The sequence below is a fragment of the Sphaerotilus microaerophilus genome, assembly GCF_023734135.1.
GTDB lineage: Bacteria > Pseudomonadota > Gammaproteobacteria > Burkholderiales > Burkholderiaceae_C > Sphaerotilus > Sphaerotilus microaerophilus.
Map to the genome: position 1 here is coordinate 5,577,107 of NZ_AP025730.1, position 16,282 is coordinate 5,593,388.

The 16,282-nt window shown below is 69.7% G+C and carries 16 protein-coding genes; 5 read left to right on the forward strand and 11 right to left on the reverse strand.

All coding sequences use genetic code 11. The features are described 5' to 3' along the window. Window positions 1–15: 15 nt before the first annotated feature. Window positions 16–1,098 carry an adenosine deaminase gene (locus tag NGK70_RS24110; RefSeq protein ID WP_251973885.1) on the reverse strand — a complete coding sequence of 361 codons (1,083 nt, stop codon included), beginning with the start codon at window positions 1,096–1,098 and terminating at the stop codon, window positions 16–18. Window positions 1,099–1,355: 257 nt separating this feature from the next. On the opposite strand from NGK70_RS24110, the gene NGK70_RS24115 reads away from it, so the two are divergent. Next, window positions 1,356–3,515 carry a cellulase family glycosylhydrolase gene (locus tag NGK70_RS24115; RefSeq protein ID WP_251970978.1) on the forward strand — a complete coding sequence of 720 codons (2,160 nt, stop codon included), beginning with the start codon at window positions 1,356–1,358 and terminating at the stop codon, window positions 3,513–3,515. Between the two features lie 59 nt (window positions 3,516–3,574). Here NGK70_RS24115 and NGK70_RS24120 read toward each other — a convergent pair whose 3' ends face one another. From NGK70_RS24120 to NGK70_RS24135, 4 genes are all read right to left on the reverse strand, one after another. After that, window positions 3,575–3,871, reverse strand: a complete 297-nt coding sequence (locus tag NGK70_RS24120; protein ID WP_251970979.1) for a type II toxin-antitoxin system RelE/ParE family toxin — start codon at window positions 3,869–3,871, stop codon at window positions 3,575–3,577. Next, entirely contained in the window at window positions 3,868–4,092 is a 225-nt protein-coding gene (locus NGK70_RS24125; protein ID WP_251970980.1) for an addiction module protein, read from the reverse strand. Before NGK70_RS24125 ends, NGK70_RS24120 begins: the two co-directional genes overlap by 4 nt. 102 nt (window positions 4,093–4,194) lie before the next feature. Continuing rightward, window positions 4,195–4,710, reverse strand: coding sequence for a GNAT family N-acetyltransferase (locus tag NGK70_RS24130; protein ID WP_251970981.1), 516 nt, complete (start codon window positions 4,708–4,710; stop codon window positions 4,195–4,197). 144 nt (window positions 4,711–4,854) lie between these two features. Next, entirely contained in the window at window positions 4,855–5,109 is a 255-nt protein-coding gene (locus NGK70_RS24135) for a hypothetical protein (protein ID WP_251970982.1), read from the reverse strand. A gap of 411 nt (window positions 5,110–5,520) precedes the next feature. Between NGK70_RS24135 and NGK70_RS24140 the strand changes: the two genes are divergently transcribed. The 4 genes from NGK70_RS24140 to NGK70_RS24155 all read left to right on the forward strand — a co-directional run bounded on the left by NGK70_RS24140 (window position 5,521) and on the right by NGK70_RS24155 (window position 10,626). Continuing rightward, the gene (locus NGK70_RS24140; protein WP_251970983.1) at window positions 5,521–6,639 is read left to right on the forward strand and encodes an efflux RND transporter periplasmic adaptor subunit; all 1,119 of its coding nucleotides are present in this window, start codon (window positions 5,521–5,523) and stop codon (window positions 6,637–6,639) included. A gap of 23 nt (window positions 6,640–6,662) precedes the next feature. After that, window positions 6,663–9,950, forward strand: coding sequence for an efflux RND transporter permease subunit (locus tag NGK70_RS24145; protein ID WP_251970984.1), 3,288 nt, complete (start codon window positions 6,663–6,665; stop codon window positions 9,948–9,950). Between the two features lie 45 nt (window positions 9,951–9,995). Beyond that, entirely contained in the window at window positions 9,996–10,220 is a 225-nt protein-coding gene (locus tag NGK70_RS24150; RefSeq protein WP_251970985.1) for a YgaP family membrane protein, read from the forward strand. Between the two features lie 115 nt (window positions 10,221–10,335). Continuing rightward, window positions 10,336–10,626 (forward strand): metal-sensing transcriptional repressor, encoded by a 291-nt coding sequence (locus tag NGK70_RS24155; RefSeq protein WP_251970986.1) that lies wholly within the window; start codon window positions 10,336–10,338, stop codon window positions 10,624–10,626. A gap of 34 nt (window positions 10,627–10,660) precedes the next feature. Here the strand turns inward: NGK70_RS24155 and NGK70_RS24160 are convergent, their stop codons facing one another. The 6 genes from NGK70_RS24160 to tkt form a co-directional block, all read right to left on the reverse strand. Next, on the reverse strand, window positions 10,661–11,017 hold the full coding sequence (locus NGK70_RS24160; RefSeq protein ID WP_251970987.1) for an ArsR/SmtB family transcription factor: 357 nt from the start codon (window positions 11,015–11,017) through the stop codon (window positions 10,661–10,663). Between the two features lie 119 nt (window positions 11,018–11,136). Further along, window positions 11,137–11,517, reverse strand: coding sequence for a hypothetical protein (locus NGK70_RS24165; protein WP_251970988.1), 381 nt, complete (start codon window positions 11,515–11,517; stop codon window positions 11,137–11,139). A gap of 87 nt (window positions 11,518–11,604) precedes the next feature. Further along, on the reverse strand, window positions 11,605–12,357 hold the full coding sequence (locus NGK70_RS24170; RefSeq protein ID WP_251970989.1) for an HAD-IA family hydrolase: 753 nt from the start codon (window positions 12,355–12,357) through the stop codon (window positions 11,605–11,607). An 11-nt stretch (window positions 12,358–12,368) separates the two neighbouring features. Beyond that, window positions 12,369–13,406, reverse strand: coding sequence for a class II fructose-bisphosphate aldolase (gene fba, locus NGK70_RS24175; RefSeq protein ID WP_251970990.1), 1,038 nt, complete (start codon window positions 13,404–13,406; stop codon window positions 12,369–12,371). A gap of 54 nt (window positions 13,407–13,460) precedes the next feature. Then, window positions 13,461–14,180, reverse strand: a complete 720-nt coding sequence (locus NGK70_RS24180; RefSeq protein ID WP_251970991.1) for an HAD-IA family hydrolase — start codon at window positions 14,178–14,180, stop codon at window positions 13,461–13,463. A 20-nt stretch (window positions 14,181–14,200) separates the two neighbouring features. Further along, window positions 14,201–16,255 (reverse strand): transketolase, encoded by a 2,055-nt coding sequence (gene tkt, locus NGK70_RS24185; RefSeq protein WP_251970992.1) that lies wholly within the window; start codon window positions 16,253–16,255, stop codon window positions 14,201–14,203. Between the last annotated feature and the right edge of the window lie 27 nt (window positions 16,256–16,282).

Here is a 16,282-nt window from a genome sequence, read left to right on the forward strand (position 1 = left end):
CACGGCTTCAAGAGGTCAGCGGGCGCCTTCCAGCGCAAATTCAGTGAAGAGGGCATCGAGCTGCGCGACCCAGGCCGCCTTCTGCGCCGCAGGCACGAAGCTGGCCTCGAAGCTGTTGCGCGCCAGTGCGTAGGCCTCAGCCGCGCCCAGTTGCGGCAACGCCGCGAAGGTCTCGACGAGATTCTGGTTCAAGTAGCCGCCGAAGTAGGCCGGATCGTCGGAGTTCACCGTCACGCACAGCCCGGCGGCCAGCAGCGCCGGCAGGTTGTGCCGGGCCAGCGTATCGAACACGCGCAGCTTGACGTTCGACAGCGGGCAGACCGTCAGCGGCGTGCGGCTGGCGGCCAGGCGCAGCAGCAGCGCGGGGCTCTCGGTGCAGCGCACGCCATGGTCGATGCGCTCGACCTGCAGCACATCCAGCGCCGCCTCGATGTAGGCCGGTGGCCCCTCCTCGCCCGCATGCGCCACCAGGTGCAGGCCCGCTTCGCGGCTGCGGGCAAACACCCGCGCGAACTTCTCCGGCGGGTGGCCGCACTCACTGCTGTCCAGGCCCACGCCGATGAAGTGGTGGCGCCAGGGCAGCGCCGCCTCCAGGGTGCGCAGCGCGTCCGCCTCACTGAGGTGGCGCAGGAAGCACAGGATCAGCTTTGCGCTCAGGCCCAGCTCGGCCTGGGCCCGCCTGGCCGCTTGGCCAAGCCCCTTGATCACCGTCTCGATCGGCACGCCACGCTCGATGTGCGTCTGCGGGTCGAAGAAGATCTCCGCGTGCACCACCTTGTCCGCCGCGGCCCGCTCGAAGTAGGCCCAGGCCATCTCGGAGAAATCCGCCTCGGTCAGCAGCACGCTGGCACCGGCGTAGTAGATGTCGAGAAAGCTCTGCAGGTCCGTGAACGCATAGGCCGCCCGCAGCGCCGCCACGCTCGGGTAGCCGAGCTGCACGCCGTTGCGCTCGGCGAGCTTGAACATCAGCTCAGGCTCCAGCGAGCCCTCGATGTGGATGTGCAGCTCCGCCTTGGGCATCAGGCGCAACAGCGCCGGCAGGCGCTCACGGGGGATGGCGGCGAGCTGGTCAGGGGTGACGGGTGCTACCGGAGTCATGGGGGTCATCGGGGTCATTGGGTTCACCGGGTCACAGGCGCGTGGGTCGCGCGGGCCGGGTCATGGCGAGGGACGCCGGCGAGGCGCGACGCGCAGCGGCTGGCAGCCGTGCTTTGCGGACTTGCGCGACCAGTGTGCCTGATGGCCGCGTCAGCCCTGCGCCACAGCGCCCGCCCGATCGCACGATCCTTGGTTGCGGAACTGAAAAATCCATCATCTGATACAGGGATTGGTAATCCAACGCAGCGGGGGCTGTCATGTCCAAGAGAAATTTGTTCTTCTTATCGGGTCTGTTCGCCTGTGCGGCGCCGGCCCTGGCGGCCAACGCGCTGGTGAATCCCAGCTTCGAGGCCCCCGGCAACGCCACCGGCTGGGTCGGTTTTGGCGGCACGCCGGTCATCGCGGCCAGCGCCGAGCAGGCCCACGGCGGCACGCAGGCGGCGCTGGTGTCCGGGCGCAGCGCCACCACGGTGGGCATCGCGCAGACCGTCACCAGCCAGCTGCAGGCCGGCAAGGGCCACGATGTGCGCGTGTGGGTGCGCAACCGCCAGGCGGTATCGGCCAGCTACTCCTTCGGCATCAAGCTGGTGGACGGCGCCGGCACCAGGTACGTGGTGCTCGACAGCCGCAGCGTGCCCGCCGGCAAGTGGGTCAAGCTGGGCGGCTACTACAAGCACAGCCCGACCGGCACCGTCTCGTTGGCGCAGGTCTACCTGAACGGCCCTGCCGTCGGCAGCGACTTCTTCATCGACGACGCCCGGCTCGACCCGCCCGAGGCCTACGTGCCCACCGGCGGCGCGGCCAGCGACTTCATCCGCGCCTCCGGCCGCCAGCTGGTGGTCGGCGCCGCCGCCACGCCGATCCGCCTGCTCGGCACCAACTTCGCGGCCTACAGCGACGAGGCCGACATGGCCGACTCAGTCTTCAAGAGCCGTGAATTCGACCGCGAGGACTACGCCGCCGTGCGTGCCGCCGGCCTCAACGCGGTGCGGCTGAACGTCTGGTACCGGATGTTCGAGGACAACGCCTCGCCCTACGTCTACAAGCAGGAGGGCTGGGACTGGCTGAACAAGCAGATCGTCTCGGCCCGCCAGGGTGGCGTGCGCATCCTGCTGTCGATGATGGCGCCGCAGTGTGGTTACCAGGGCAGCGGCTACACCGGCACGTTCTGGACCGCCGGCAATGCCTACGGCTCCTGCCAGGACCGGCTCAAGGCGCTGTGGACCGAGATCGCCAACCGCTACCGGGACGAGCCGGTGATCGCCGGCTTCGACCTGATGAACGAAACCTTGCCGGCCAGCAACGCCCAGTACCAGGCCTATGTGCAGACCCTGGCCGGCGCGATCCGCAGCGTGAACACCCGCCACCTGCTCGATGTGCAGAGCTGCTTTGCCAGCGACTGTACGGTGCCGCCGCTGATCGCCGACGGCAATGTGATGTACGACTTCCACCACTACGACCACTGGTATCACGCCTCCCAGCTGTCGTACGGAGGCAACCTCGGCGACAGCAACATGCGATACGGCGACCCCACGTCGATGGTGCTGCCCTGGGCCTCGGACACCACCCCAGGCACCTTGCTGGAGAACACGCCCATCCCCACCGGCACCACCGCCTGGACCCACTACAGCGGCAGCCCCTTCACCATCAGCGCCAGCAACGTGATCGCCGCGGTGCCGGTGTTCATCGCCACCGCCAACACCGGCAAGGTCACCTTCGACGACTTCACCGTCACCGAATACGACCCCGCCGGCAACCTGGTGCGTGTGGTGCAGAACATCGACATGGAGAAGGCGCCCGCCAATCCGCACCTGTTGGAATCCTTCGACCCCTACCTGTCCTTCACCGGCAAGACCACCACCCAGCGCCTGTCGGGCACCACCGGCAGCCGGGTGATCGAGAGCACCGGCCACCGCGGCAGCGCCTCCGTCAGCATCTCCGGCGCCAAGGGCAAGTTCCTGGTCAAGATGCCCAACCTCGCCTTTTCGGTGCGCCAGGGCTACAAGTACCAGGTCTCCGGCTGGATCAAGGGCACGAACGCCACCGGCAGCACCGGGGCGATGGGCCTGCAGCTGCAGACCCACAAGGCCTACGTCACCCGCACGCCCTACACCAAGGCCTTCCTCGAAGCCAGCCTGCTGGAATACGGCGTCCAGTTCTCGCTCAACCACAACGTGCCGATCAACATCGGCGAATTCGGCCAAAACCCCCGCAACTACACCGCCGAGCGCGGCGGCCTGGCCTGGATGACCGACACCCTGAGCCTGATGGCCCAGTACGGCGCCAGCGGCATGAACTGGAACTGGCACAGCGTCAGCTGGGGCGCGTACAGCAACCTGTACGGTTTCCCGGATGCCGCCAACCTGAACCAGCCGCTGATCAACCTGTTCAAGGCACAGGGAATTGCGGTGTATTGATCCGGTTCAATTCAACGGATGAGAACCGCGCCGGGAAGGCGCGGCTTTTCTTGCCCAAGCTACAGACGCGCAGCCCAGTAGCCGGGTTCGCGGTGTTGATGGGCGACAGCGTAGATCTGCGGCCCGGCGTCCTCATCCGGCTCGTAGATCACGGTGTACGGGAAGCGGTCGAAGTGATACACGCGCAGTCCATCTTCGCCATGAGGCCCGCGCAGTGGATTCTCGACCAGGAGATCGCGCACTCGCTCGAACTCAGCCAGGAAAGCCTGCGCAATCGCGCTGCTGGCGTGCTCGGCATAGTAGAGCGCCGCGTCGCCAAGCTCAGCCTCGGCGTCCGGGTGCAGCCACCAACTCACGTCAAACGCGCCCGTACCCGGGCCAGCGCCTCGCCGCCGGGAACCATGTTGACCTGGCCGGCCCGCACCGCATCGCGTCGGTCCTTCGCCAGCGCGAGCCAAGCCGACTGTGTCGGCGACTTCGGCTCGAAGCTGGCAAGCAGCCGCTCAACCAGCTTTGCCCGGTCCTCGGGTGGCAGGCTGAGCGCCTGGGCAGCAACGTCTTCAACGGGGGTGGACATGGGGCGCAACCTCTGACGATGAAAGGCAAGGATGCCACAGCAGCGGCCTGAAGATCGACCCTTCGACCCAACCCTCAGGCCGCCATGACGGCAACCGGCGGCTCAGATCGCCCGCTCGGCCGCAGGCCCCTGCAGCAAGGCCATCTGCACGGCGTCATGGAACCGGCCGTCGAACCGCAGCGCCGCCCTGGCGATGCCTTCATGCCGGAAGCCGACCCGCTCGTAGAGCCGGATCGCCCGGGCGTTGTCCGAGCGCGCTTCGAGCTTCACGCGATAGACCCCCTTCTCCAGCGCGTGGGCCAGCGTCCGGCGGAGAAGCCGCTCGCCGATACCCTGCCCCCGGTACCCGTCCAAGACGCCCATCCCCAGCGTGCCCACGTGCTGCAGGGCGTGGGCCCAGTGGGAAAACACGTCGCACCACCCGATCAGGCGACCGTCGTGAATCGCGACGAACTGCGCGGCATCACTGGCCACTGAGCTTTCGACAAACTCCCGGATCCGCTCGATCGGCAGCGCCTCCACCTGCGCAAGATATCTGCGCTCCCGCGCCACGGCGTCGAGGCAGGCCCGGAAGGGCTCAGCGTCGGGGAGTTGGATTTGGCGGATGGTGGGGGTCACGGGGCGACTTGGGCGCTGGGCTCTTACATCTGCCGACCGCCAGGGTCGTCAGCGCTATTGACCAGCAACAGGACAGGATTTCGCACCAATGCTCGCTCTAACGACATTTTCAATTTGAGCCGATCAATCAAATCACACGACCCACTACATGTACGTACCGGTCGCGACGAGCGTCCAGACCGTGCCGACTATGAACCCAAGTAAAGCAGCGGCAATGAGCGTTCGACGCTGCGGAACGAGGCGCCCGGTAGCTCCGGTGTAGGCCGCCAAGCCACAGAGCAGAACGACGCCAGCTAGGAACGCCACGATGCCGGCCAATCCTGCACCGAACTGGAGACCGAAACCGCAGCCAAATTTTGGATCGCAGATGTCGAAGAGGATTTCGGCGACGGCGCTCACCGCCGCCGAGCCTGCTGCAGCACATGCTCCAGCGGCGCATGGAACTCCGACGGCTTGAATGGCTAAGTGCATGGGGCGCAGTGGCCTTGTTTGCGCGGGTGAATTAAGAGCAGTCTATCTGCCGCTGGTTGCATCGTCTCGACCACGCACTGGCGGGCATGGCAGACAAATGCCCTCTTTCGTTACGCCCACCTCATAGGAGTGCAGCCAATCAGCCGTGTCCGCGGCGCCGATTGGACGGCTGCCCGATCACCCACGGGCATCGCCTCGGAGGCCTGCGTGTAAACATCCGGCAGCCACACGCTTCGCTTTGCCCTGGGAAGCCCCGACCACCACTCAGGTATTTCCCGTCACCCACGGGGTACCCCCACCCCCATTGGTATACCATATGGGGTATCAAGGAGACCTGACATGCGCCGCCGCCCCTTCATTCACTCTGTGCCTTTCGTGGCCACCGCTGCCACCCTGGCAGCGCTGGTGCTGGTCGCCACGGGCGCCCAGGCGGCGCCGGCGGCGAGTGGGCCGGAGGTGGCGACGGTGCGGGTGCAGGCCGGTGGCAATGGCCGCTCGCTGGACCTGGACGGCACGGTGGAACCGGTGCGCCAGGCCACCGTGGCGGCGCAGGTGGGCGGCAATGTGCTGGCGCTGGCGGTGAAGGCCGGCGACAAGGTGCGCAGCGGTCAGGTGCTGGCGCGCATCGACGAGCGCAGTGCCGCCGCCGGGCTGGCACAGAGCGATGCGGCCGTGACGCAGGCCGACACGATGCTGCGCCAGGCCCGCACCGAACTGAACCGCACCCGAGAGCTGCGCGCGCAGGGCTACGTCAGCCAGGCTGCCCAGGACAACGCCGAGACGCAGGTGAAGGCCGCCGAGGCCGCGCTGCAGCAGGCCCAGGCCGGGCGCAGCCAGGCGGCCCTGGCGCGCAACTTCACCACGGTGACGGCGCCCTTCGACGGCCTGGTGCTGGCCACCCATCTGGACGCCGGCGACCTGGCCGCTCCCGGCCGGCCGGTGCTGACGGTGTACGCCCCCGGTGCGGTGCGCGCGGTGGTGCAGGTGCCGGCCTCGCAGGCGGCGCTGGCGCGCAGCGCCGGCAAGATCGAGGTGCAACTTCCCGATGGTCAGTGGGTCACGCCCGCCAGGCGGGTGGACCTGCCCACCGCCGACCCGGTGGCGCAGACGGTGGAATGGCGGCTGGACCTGAGTGCGGCCGACAGCGCCCGCACGCTGCCGGGGCAGGCGGTGCGGGTGCGCTTTGGCGGTGCGACGGCAGGGACACCCGCCGCAGCCGGCGCCAAGCCGGCGGGCGCGAGCCTGGCGGTGCCGGCGGGCGCTCTGCTGCGCCGCGGCGAGCTGACGGCCGTCTACGTGGCGCAGGGCTCGCAGTTCGTGCTGCGCGCGGTGCGTGCCGGCAGCGAATCCGGCCAGGGCGTCGAGGTGCTGGGCGGCCTGCGTGCCGGTGAGCGCGTGGCGGCGGATGCGGTGAAGGCCGGCCTGGCCGGTGCACGGCCGACGGGCGCGGCGCAGTGAGTTCACAGCGGGAAGCGACCGACATGAGCCAATCCCAACTGCCGCCCCCCGGCGCCGACGAGGCCCCGCTGGGCATCTCCGGCCGCATGGCCGCGCTGTTCCAGAACAACGCCATCACGCCGCTGCTGGCGCTGGTGGCCCTGCTGCTCGGCCTGTTCGCGGTGCTGGTGACGCCGCGCGAGGAGGAGCCGCAGATCAACGTGACGATGGCCAACGTGCTGATCCCCTTCCCCGGGGCGAGCGCGGCGGACGTGCAGAACATGGTGGCCCGCCCGGCCGAGCAGGCGCTGAGCCAGATCGCCGGCATCGAGCACACCTACTCGGTGGCCCGCCCCGGCGTGGCGGTGCTGACGGTGCAGTACAAGGTGGGCGTGCCGCGCACCGAGGCGCTGGTGCGCCTGTACGACGTGCTCAACGCCAACCAGGACTGGCTGCCGCGCGACCTGGGCACGCTGACGCCCATCGTCAAGCCCAAAGGCATCGACGACGTGCCGGTGCTGGGCGTGACGCTGTGGAGCCGCGAGGGCACCCCCGCGGTGGAACTGGAGCGTGTGGCCCGCAGCGTGGAAGCGGAGCTCAAGCGCGTGCCCGGCAGCCGCGAGGTGGCGACCCTCGGCGGCCCGGGGCGCACGGTGCAGGTCCACCTGGCGCCGGCCAGGCTGCGCGAGCGCGGCGTGGACCTGCTGCGCCTGAAGCAGACCATTGCCGCGGCCAACCTGGCGATGCCCGCCGGCACGGTGGCGCAGCGCGGCAGCGCCACGCCACAGATGCTGACGGTGGAGACGGGCGAGTTCCTGCGCTCGGCCGAGGACGTGGGCGCGCTGGTGGTGGGCAGCCACAACGGCCGGCCGGTCTACCTGCGCGAGGTGGCCGAGGTGACCGACGGCGCCGCGCAGCTGCAGAGCGCGGTCTGGTTCACGCCCGGCTCGGCACCCGCTTCTGAAGGGGCTGCCAGCGCTGCCCCCGCTGGGCAGGTCTACCCCGCGGTGACGCTCACCGTCACCAAGAAGCCCGGCCAGAACGCGGTGGACGTGGCCCGCGCCGCGCGTGCGCGCCTGGACGAGCTGCGCAACACCCTCATCCCCGCCAGCGTGGAGATGAGCATCACGCGCGACTATGGCGAGACGGCAGCGGAGAAGGCCAACAAGCTGATCCAGAAGCTGGCCTTCGCCACCGCGTCGGTGATCCTGCTGGTCGGCCTGGCGCTGGGCCGGCGCGAGGCGGTGATCGTCGGCGCGGCGGTGATCCTGACGCTCACGGCCACGCTGTTCGCCTCCTGGGCCTGGGGCTTCACGCTCAACCGGGTGAGCCTGTTCGCGCTGATCTTCTCGATCGGCATCCTGGTGGACGATGCCATCGTGGTGGTGGAGAACATCCACCGCCACCAGCAGCTCTACCCGGGTCGGCCGCTGCTGCAGATCATACCTGGCGCGGTGGAGGAGGTCGGCAGCCCGACCATCCTGGCCACGCTGACCGTGATTGCGGCGCTGCTGCCGATGGCCTTCGTGTCCGGCCTGATGGGCCCGTACATGAGCCCGATCCCGATCAACTCGTCGTTGGGCATGGCCATTTCACTGGCGATTGCCTTCAGCGTCACGCCCTGGCTGGCGGCGAGGCTGATGAAGCCGCACGGCGCGACGGGTCATGCCGCCCATGCCGAGCCGAAGGGCCTGGCCGCGAAGCTGCCACGGCTGTTCACCGCCCTCCTCACGCCCTTCCTGGACAGCGCCCGCAAGCGCTGGCTGCTGCTGGCGGGCATCCTGGCCGCGCTGCTGCTGTCGGTTGGCTTGGCCGTCGTTCAGTGGGTGGTGCTGAAGATGCTGCCCTTCGACAACAAGTCGGAGTACCAGGTGGTGGTGGAGATGCCCGCCGGCACGCCGGTGGAGGACACCGCCGCGGCGCTGCAGGCCATGGGCGCCTGGCTGGCGAAACAGCCCGAGGTGCGTGACCTGCAGGGCTACGCCGGCACCGCCAGCCCGATCACCTTCAACGGCTTGGTTCGCCAGTACTACCTGCGTGCCGACGCCGAGCAGGGCGACCTGCAGGTGAACCTGGTCGACAAGGCGCACCGCAGCGACAAGAGCCACGCCATCGCCCAGCGCCACCGCCCTGAGCTGGAGAAGCTCGGCGCGGCCTGGGGCGCGCGCGTCAAGGTGGTCGAGGTGCCGCCGGGCCCGCCGGTGATGAGCCCGCTGGTCGCGGAGGTCTACGGCCCCGACGAGGCCGGCCGCCAGCGCGTGGCCGCGCGCATCGCCAAGGCGTTCAGCGCCACGCCGGACATCGTCGGCACCGACACCACGCTGCGCGAGGACGCGCCGCGCGCCTTCCTGCGCGTGCAGCGCCAGCGCGCCGAATCGCTGGGCATCCCGGTGGCCGCGGTGGCGATGACGGTGCAGGGTGCGCTCTCCGGCATGGACGCGGCCTACCTGCACGACGGCCAGAGCAAGCACCCGGTGCCCGTGCGGCTGCAGCTGCCGCGCGAGCGCCAGGTGGGGCTGGACGCGCTGCTGCAGCTACCGATGCGTGCGGCCAACGGCCAGTTGGTGCCGCTATCCGAGCTGGTGCGTGTCGAGCGTGGCGTGATCGACAAGCCGCTCTACACCAAGGATCTTCATGGCGTGAGCTACGTCTTCGGCGACATGGCCGGCAAGCTGGACTCGCCGCTGTACGGCCTGTTCGCCATCCGCGGCAAGCTGAGCGGGCCCGAACTGAGCAAGGAGCTGGGTGTGGGCGAACTCGGCGAGTACTGGATCGCCCAGCCCTCCGACCCCTACCGCCAGTACGCGCTGAAGTGGGATGGCGAGTGGCAGATCACCTACGAGACCTTCCGCGACATGGGTGCGGCCTATGGCGTGGGCCTGATCCTGATCTACCTGCTGGTGGTGGCGCAGTTCAAGAGCTACGTGACGCCGCTGATCATCATGGCGCCGATCCCGCTGACCATCATCGGCGTGATGCCCGGCCACGCGCTGCTGGGCGCGCAGTACACCGCCACCAGCATGATCGGCATGATCGCGCTGGCCGGCATCATCGTGCGCAACTCGATCCTGCTGGTGGACTTCATCGACCTGCAGACCGCGCAGGGCATGCCGTTCAAGGACGCGGTGGTCTCCTCCGCCGCGGTGCGCGCCCAGCCGATCGCGCTGACGGCGCTGGCCGCGATGATCGGCGCCTTCTTCATCCTCGATGACCCGATCTTCAACGGGCTGGCGGTGTCGCTGATCTTCGGCATCCTGGTCTCGACGCTGCTGACGCTGGTCGTCATCCCGGTGCTGTACTTCGCCGTCTACCGGCGCAAGCACGGCGCCTGAGCCGATCCTTCTTGTTGTACCCCTGACCCCCGAAAGGACCTCCCCATGACCGTCGAACGCTACATCCGCCTGATGGCCGGTTTCTTCGTCATGCTGTCGCTGGCGCTGGGCGTCGAAGGCAGCCCCATCTTCGTGAGCAAGTGGTTCCTGGCCTTCACCGCCTTCGTCGGCGCCAACCTGTTCCAGTCGGGCATCACGGGCTTCTGCCCGCCGAGCTTCCTGCTCAAGAAGCTGGGCGTGCCCGAAGGCGGCTCGGCCTGCAGCCGCTGAGCTGCGCCTCCGGTCCCCCTGAAACCTACTGAATCCCCTGAAGTCGATTCGACCCGGAGCAGGGACAATGCCAGACTCCAAGCACCCCATGCCGGCCAGCCCGGAGATCTGCACCATGGCCCAACTCCAGGACGAATCCGCCCGCACCGATCTGCTCAACCGCCTCAAGCGCGCCGAGGGCCAGTTGCGCGGCATCCAGCGGATGATCGAGTCGGGCGATGCCTGCCTCGACATTGCCAGCCAGATGGCCGCCGTGCGCAAGGCGCTCGACAGCGCCTACGTGCGCATGACCGTGTGCTTCATGCAGCAGGAGCTGCGCCAGAAGCTGGGGGTCAGCGAGGCACAGGAGCCCGAGCTGGCCCACATGCTCGACGACGTGCAGACGCTGCTGGGCAAGGTGCGCTGACGGGCGGCCCGCCGCGGCCGCCCGCTGGCGCCGGTCAGCGCGCGCCCAGCGGCAGCAGGCGGTCCGACGGCGCCATCTGCACGTCGCGATCCATCTCCATCGCCACCTGGGTGCACACGGCGCGGCAAAGCGTGGCCACGCGTTCGCTTTCCAGGCGGTAGTAGATCTGCGTGCTGTCGCGCCGCTTGCCGAGCACCCCTGCCCGGTACAGCGTGGACAGGTGCTGCGACATGTTGGGCTGCGTGGTGTCGATCTCCGACAGCAGCTGCGTGACGTTCTTCTCGCCCTTGCACAGCGAGCTGATGATCTTGAGCCGGATGGGTGTGGACAGCAGCGAAAACAGCTCGGCGACCGAGTCAAACACCGTATCTGCGTCGGCAAGGCGCTCCATGTGCAAGTTCCCCGTCAGGTTGAACGGCGGTATTTTATGCGCACCCGCGAATAGAAGTAACGGCGGATATTGCGCTGAGGCCCACGGGTGCGTCCCGAGACCTCGTGCCATGTTCCAGGTCAGGGTCTGAAGCGGTAGTGGTCGCGCTGCAGCACCGCCGCCACCGCCGTGACCTCTTCCGGAAAGAGGCCCAGGTTCAGCTGCGTGCTGCAGTACTCCACCATGCCACGCAGCGCACCGGGTGTGGAGATGCGCCCCTTGGGGTTGTAGATGCTCAGACCGTCACCGCCGACGTTGCGGACATGGCACTCGCTGCACTTGTTCTCCCGGATCAGCTTCTCGCCCAACGGCAGGTCAGCGTCGCGGAAGATCTCCGGCACCCAGGCCGGTGCCTGTGCAGCGGCAGGGCCTGCCGTGCCCAGCGCAGCCAGTGCCAGCAGCCCGCCGGCCAGGGTGGCGACGGCGGGGACACGAACGGGTAAGGGGCGAGATGAGGTCATGTGCTTCCTCCTGGGGCCGGGTGCAGCGCGCACTCTACCCTTTGGGTGGGCGACACAGTAAGTGGATCCACCCGCCCCTGCGCAGCCTCAGGCCTGGGCCGTGACTCGGCCGAGTTCCGCATGCACGCGGCGCAGCAGCGCCAAGTCGATGGGTGCGTCCGGCGGGCAGAGCCAGCCAACCACACCCTCGGGCAGTCCGTCGTCATGGAAGTACACGCTCGTGCGCAGCAGCAACGGCACCCCCGCCGCACCGGCGGCCTGGCTGCCCGGCGTCGAGTCCTCGATCGCCAGTGCCGCTGCCGGCACCAGACCGAGCGCCTGCAGCGCCAGCAGGTAGACCTCCGGGTCGGGCTTCTTGCGCCGGGTGTCCTCGCCGCAGCAGACCACCTCGAACCCCGCCGCCCAGTCGTCGCCCAGCAGGCGGGCAAACAGCGCCTGCACATTGCTGCGGCTGGTGGTGGTCACGATGGCCTGGCGCAACCCGGCGGCGCGGGCCTCGCGCATGACCTCCAGCACCCCGGGCCGGGCGGCGATGGCGCCCGCCTCGACCAGCCGCGCGTAGCGCTCGTTCTTCAGCGCATGCAGGTGGCGGGCCAGCGCCTCACGGTCCTCGGCCCGGTGGGGCGCGTCGCCGCGGGTGGCCATGTCGGCCAGCAGGCGCTCGCGCCCGCCGGTGACCTCCAGCAGCGCGCCGTAGTGCGCCACGTCCCAGTGCCAGGGCAGCCCGGCGGCCTCGAAGGCCTGGTTGAAGGCGACGCGGTGGCCGTCGCGCTCGGTCTCGGCCACCGTGCCGTCGACGTCCCAGAGCAGGGCCTCCAGGGTGTGCTGCGCCTGCGGCATCGCCCGGCCCCTCAGCGGTAGCGCGGCACCATCGCGTCGAGCGCGACGGGCTTGATGCGGCTGGCCTGGCCGGCGCAGCCGAAGGCCTCGAAGCGCGCCTGGCAGATGCCCTGCGCCGCCTTCGTGGCCGCGGCCAGCGCCTTGCGCGGGTCGAACTCGCCGGGCTGCGTGGCCATCAGCTGGCGCATCGCGCCGAACATCGCCAGGCGGATGTCGGTGTCGATGTTGACCTTGCGCACGCCGCTGGCGATGCCGCGCACGATCTCCTCCACCGGCACGCCGTAGGTCTCCTTCAGCTCGCCGCCGTACTGGCGGATGATCGCCAGCCACTCCTGCGGCACGCTGGAGCTGCCGTGCATCACCAGGTGGGTGTTGGGCACCGCGGTGTGGATCTGCGCAATGCGGTCGATGGCCAGCACCTCGCCGGTGGGTGGGCGGGTGAACTTGTAGGCGCCGTGGCTGGTGCCGATCGCGATCGCCAACGCATCCACCCCCGTGCGGGCCACGAAATCCCGCGCCTCGACCGGGTCGGTCAGCATCTGGTCGTGGGTGAGCTTGCCCGCCGCGCCCACGCCGTCCTCCTCGCCCGCATCGCCGGTTTCCAGCGAGCCCAGGCAGCCCAGCTCGCCCTCCACCGACACGCCCACCGCATGGGCCATCTTGCAGACCTCGGCGGTGACGGCCACGTTGTAGTCGTAGCTGGCCGGGGTCTTGGCGTCCTCGCGCAGCGAGCCGTCCATCATCACACTCGAAAAGCCGGAGCGGATCGCCTGGATGCACACCGCTGGCGAGGCACCGTGGTCCTGGTGCAGGCACACCGGGATGTCCGGGTGCGTCTCGATGGCTGCCAGCACCATGTGACGCAGATAGGCCTCACCGGCGTACTTGCGCGCCCCGGCGCTCGCCTGCAGGATCACCGGGCTGTCGGTGGCCTGGGCGGCCTGCATGATGGCGTGGATCTGTTCGAGGTTGTTGACGTTGAAGGCGGGCACGCCGTAGCCGTGGTCGGCGGCGTGGTCCAGCAGTTGGCGCAGGGCAATCAGGGCCATCGGAAATGCCTCGGAAGAAATGGAAGGAGGAAAGGGGGAGGGATCTGGATGGGCTCAGGCGGCCAGCCGCGCGGGCGCCGTGTCGGCGTGGCTGCGGTTGGCGCTGAGCACGAAGTCGGCGATCTCGGGCAGGCCGGTGAAGTGGCGATCAGCATCGCGACCGGCATCGGCACGTCCGCCGGGGTAGCCCCAGGGCACGAACCAGGCCTCGGCGCCGGCGGCGCGGGCGGTCTCGACGTCGGTGGCCGAGTCGCCCACATGGGCGGCCCGCTGCGGCTCGCCACCCAGCACGGCCAGCACATGCCGCAGCGCCTGCGGGTGGGGCTTGGGCTGCGGCAGCAGGTCGCCGCCGACGACGTAGTCGAAGGCCTCCAGCAGACCGGTACCCTGCAGCACCTTCACGGCATGACGGTGCTCCTTGTTGGTCAGGCAGGCCAGCTTGACGCCGCCCAGGCGCAGCGCGCGCAGCGCCGCCTGGCAGCCGGGGTAGGCCCGCGCGCTGGAGCCGGCCACCGCGCCGTAGATCGCATCCAGCCGCGGCCCCATCGCGGCACGGCAGCGCTCGTTCACGCACACGCTGTCGCGCTCGCAGAGGTGGTCCAGCGTGCGCTGCAGGGTGGTGCGGGTGCCCGCGCCGACGAAGCCGAGGATCAACGCATCCGGCTGGCGCGGCAGGCCGAACTCGGCCAGCGTGCGGTTGACCGCGATGGCAATCTCGGCGCCGGTGTCCACCAGGGTGCCGTCGAGGTCGAAGGAGATGACGCTGTAGCGCATGGGTGGGCCTCGGGTGCGGGTCAGTTGGACGAACGCTCGATCTGCGGCTCGCTGCCGACCTCGCCGGCCACCAGTTCGGCCAGGTGCTCGGGCGTGAAGCCGAAGGCCTTCATCAGCTCGGGGCCAGGCGCGGACTCGCCGTAGCGGTCGATGCCCAGCACCGCCGTGCAGCCGTAAGACGCCCAGAGCTTCGACACCCCGGCCTCCACCGCCACGCTCGGCAGGTCGCGCGGCAGCACCGCGTCGCGCCAGGCGCGTTCCTGGCGGTCGAACACGCTGGTCGAGGGCATCGACACCACCCGCACCGGCAGGCCGCGCGCGTCCAGCAGCGCCTGCGCCGCCATCGCCAGGCCGACCTCCGAGCCAGTGGCCAGGATCGCCGCACGCGGCTGCGGCCGGTCGCTGAGCACATAGCCGCCGCGCCAGATGGCCGCGGTCTGCTCCGGCGTGCGGGTCTGCGCCGGCAGGTTCTGGCGCGACAGCAGCAGCGCGCTCGGCCGGCGCGGCTGGGTGACCGCGCTGCCCCAGGCCACCAGCGTCTCGGCCTCGTCGCAGGGGCGCCAGACGTCCAGGTTCGGGATCAGCCGCAGGCTGGCGGCGTGCTCCACTGGCTGGTGGGTGGGGCCATCCTCGCCCAGGCCGATGGAGTCGTGCGTCAGCACGTGGATGACGCGGCGGTTCATCAGCGCCGCCATGCGGATCGCGTTGCGGCTGTAGTCGCTGAAGGTCATGAAGGTGCCGCCGAAGGGGATGAACCCGCCGTGCAGCGCGATGCCGTTCATGATCGCGGCCATGCCGAACTCGCGCACACCGTAGTTGATGTGCCGGCCGCCGGACTCCCCGCCACGCACTGCGCCGCAGCCCGGCCAGTCGGTGAGGTTGGAGCCGGTCAGGTCGGCCGAGCCACCCAGCAGCTCCGGCAGCGCCGGGGCCAGCCGCGCGATGGACTTCTGCGAGGCCTTGCGCGAGGCGACGGTGTCGGCCTTGAGCTGCGCCTCGGCGATCCAGCCCTGCAGGTCGCCCTCGAAGTCGCGCGGCAGCTGACCGCTCATGCGGCGCTCCAGCTCGGCCGCTTCGGCCGGAAAGGCGCTGCGATAGGCCTCCCAGCCGGCGCGCCAGGCGCCCTGGGCGTCGGCGCCGGCGGCACGGGCGTTCCAGGCCGCGGCGATATCAGCCGGCACCTCGAAGGGCGCAGCCGGCCAGCCCAGCGCCGCGCGGGTCGCGGCGATCTCTTCCTTGCCGAGGGGCTCGCCGTGCGACTTGGCGGTGCCGGCGCGGGCCGGCGAGCCCTTGCCGATGGTGGTGCGGCAGATCACCAGCGTGGGACGGTCGCTGCTGGCACGCGCCTCGCGCAAGGCTTCGTCCAGCGCGGCCACGTCGTGGCCATCCACCGGGCCGACCACGTTCCAGCCGCAGGCGGCAAAACGCCCGGCGGTGTCATCGGCAAACCAGCTCGGCACCGCACCGTCGATGCTGATGCCGTTGTCGTCGTAGAGCGCGGTCAGCTTGGCGAGCTTCCACACCCCGGCCAGCGAGATGGCCTCCTGGCTGATGCCCTCCATCAGGCAGCCGTCGCCCAGGAAGACCCAGGTGCGGTGGTCCACCACCGTGTGGCCGGGGCGGTTGAACTCGTCGGCCAGCAGCTTCTCGGCCAGCGCCATGCCCACCGCGTTGGTGAGGCCCTGGCCCAGCGGGCCGGTGGTGGTTTCCACGCCCGGGGTGTGGTCCACCTCCGGGTGGCCGGGCGTCAGGCTGCCGCGCTGGCGGAAGCGCTGGAGCTGCTCGATCGGCAGGTCGTAGCCGGTGAGGTGCAGCAGCGCATAGAGCAGCATGCTGGCGTGGCCGTTGCTGAGCACGAAGCGGTCACGGTCCCACCACTGCGGGTCGGCCGGGTTGTGCCGCAGGTGGCGCGTCCACAGCGCCACCGCCATCTCGGCCATGCCCATCGGCGCGCCGGGGTGACCGGAGTTGGCCTGCTGCACCGCATCCATCGCCAGCGCCCGCAGCGCGTTGGCCAGCTCGTTGCGCTGGCCGTTGTCCGGGCGCAGCACGCGATCCGTTGAAGAACTTGCCATGGTGTGATTGCTCCTGTTCGTTCTTCC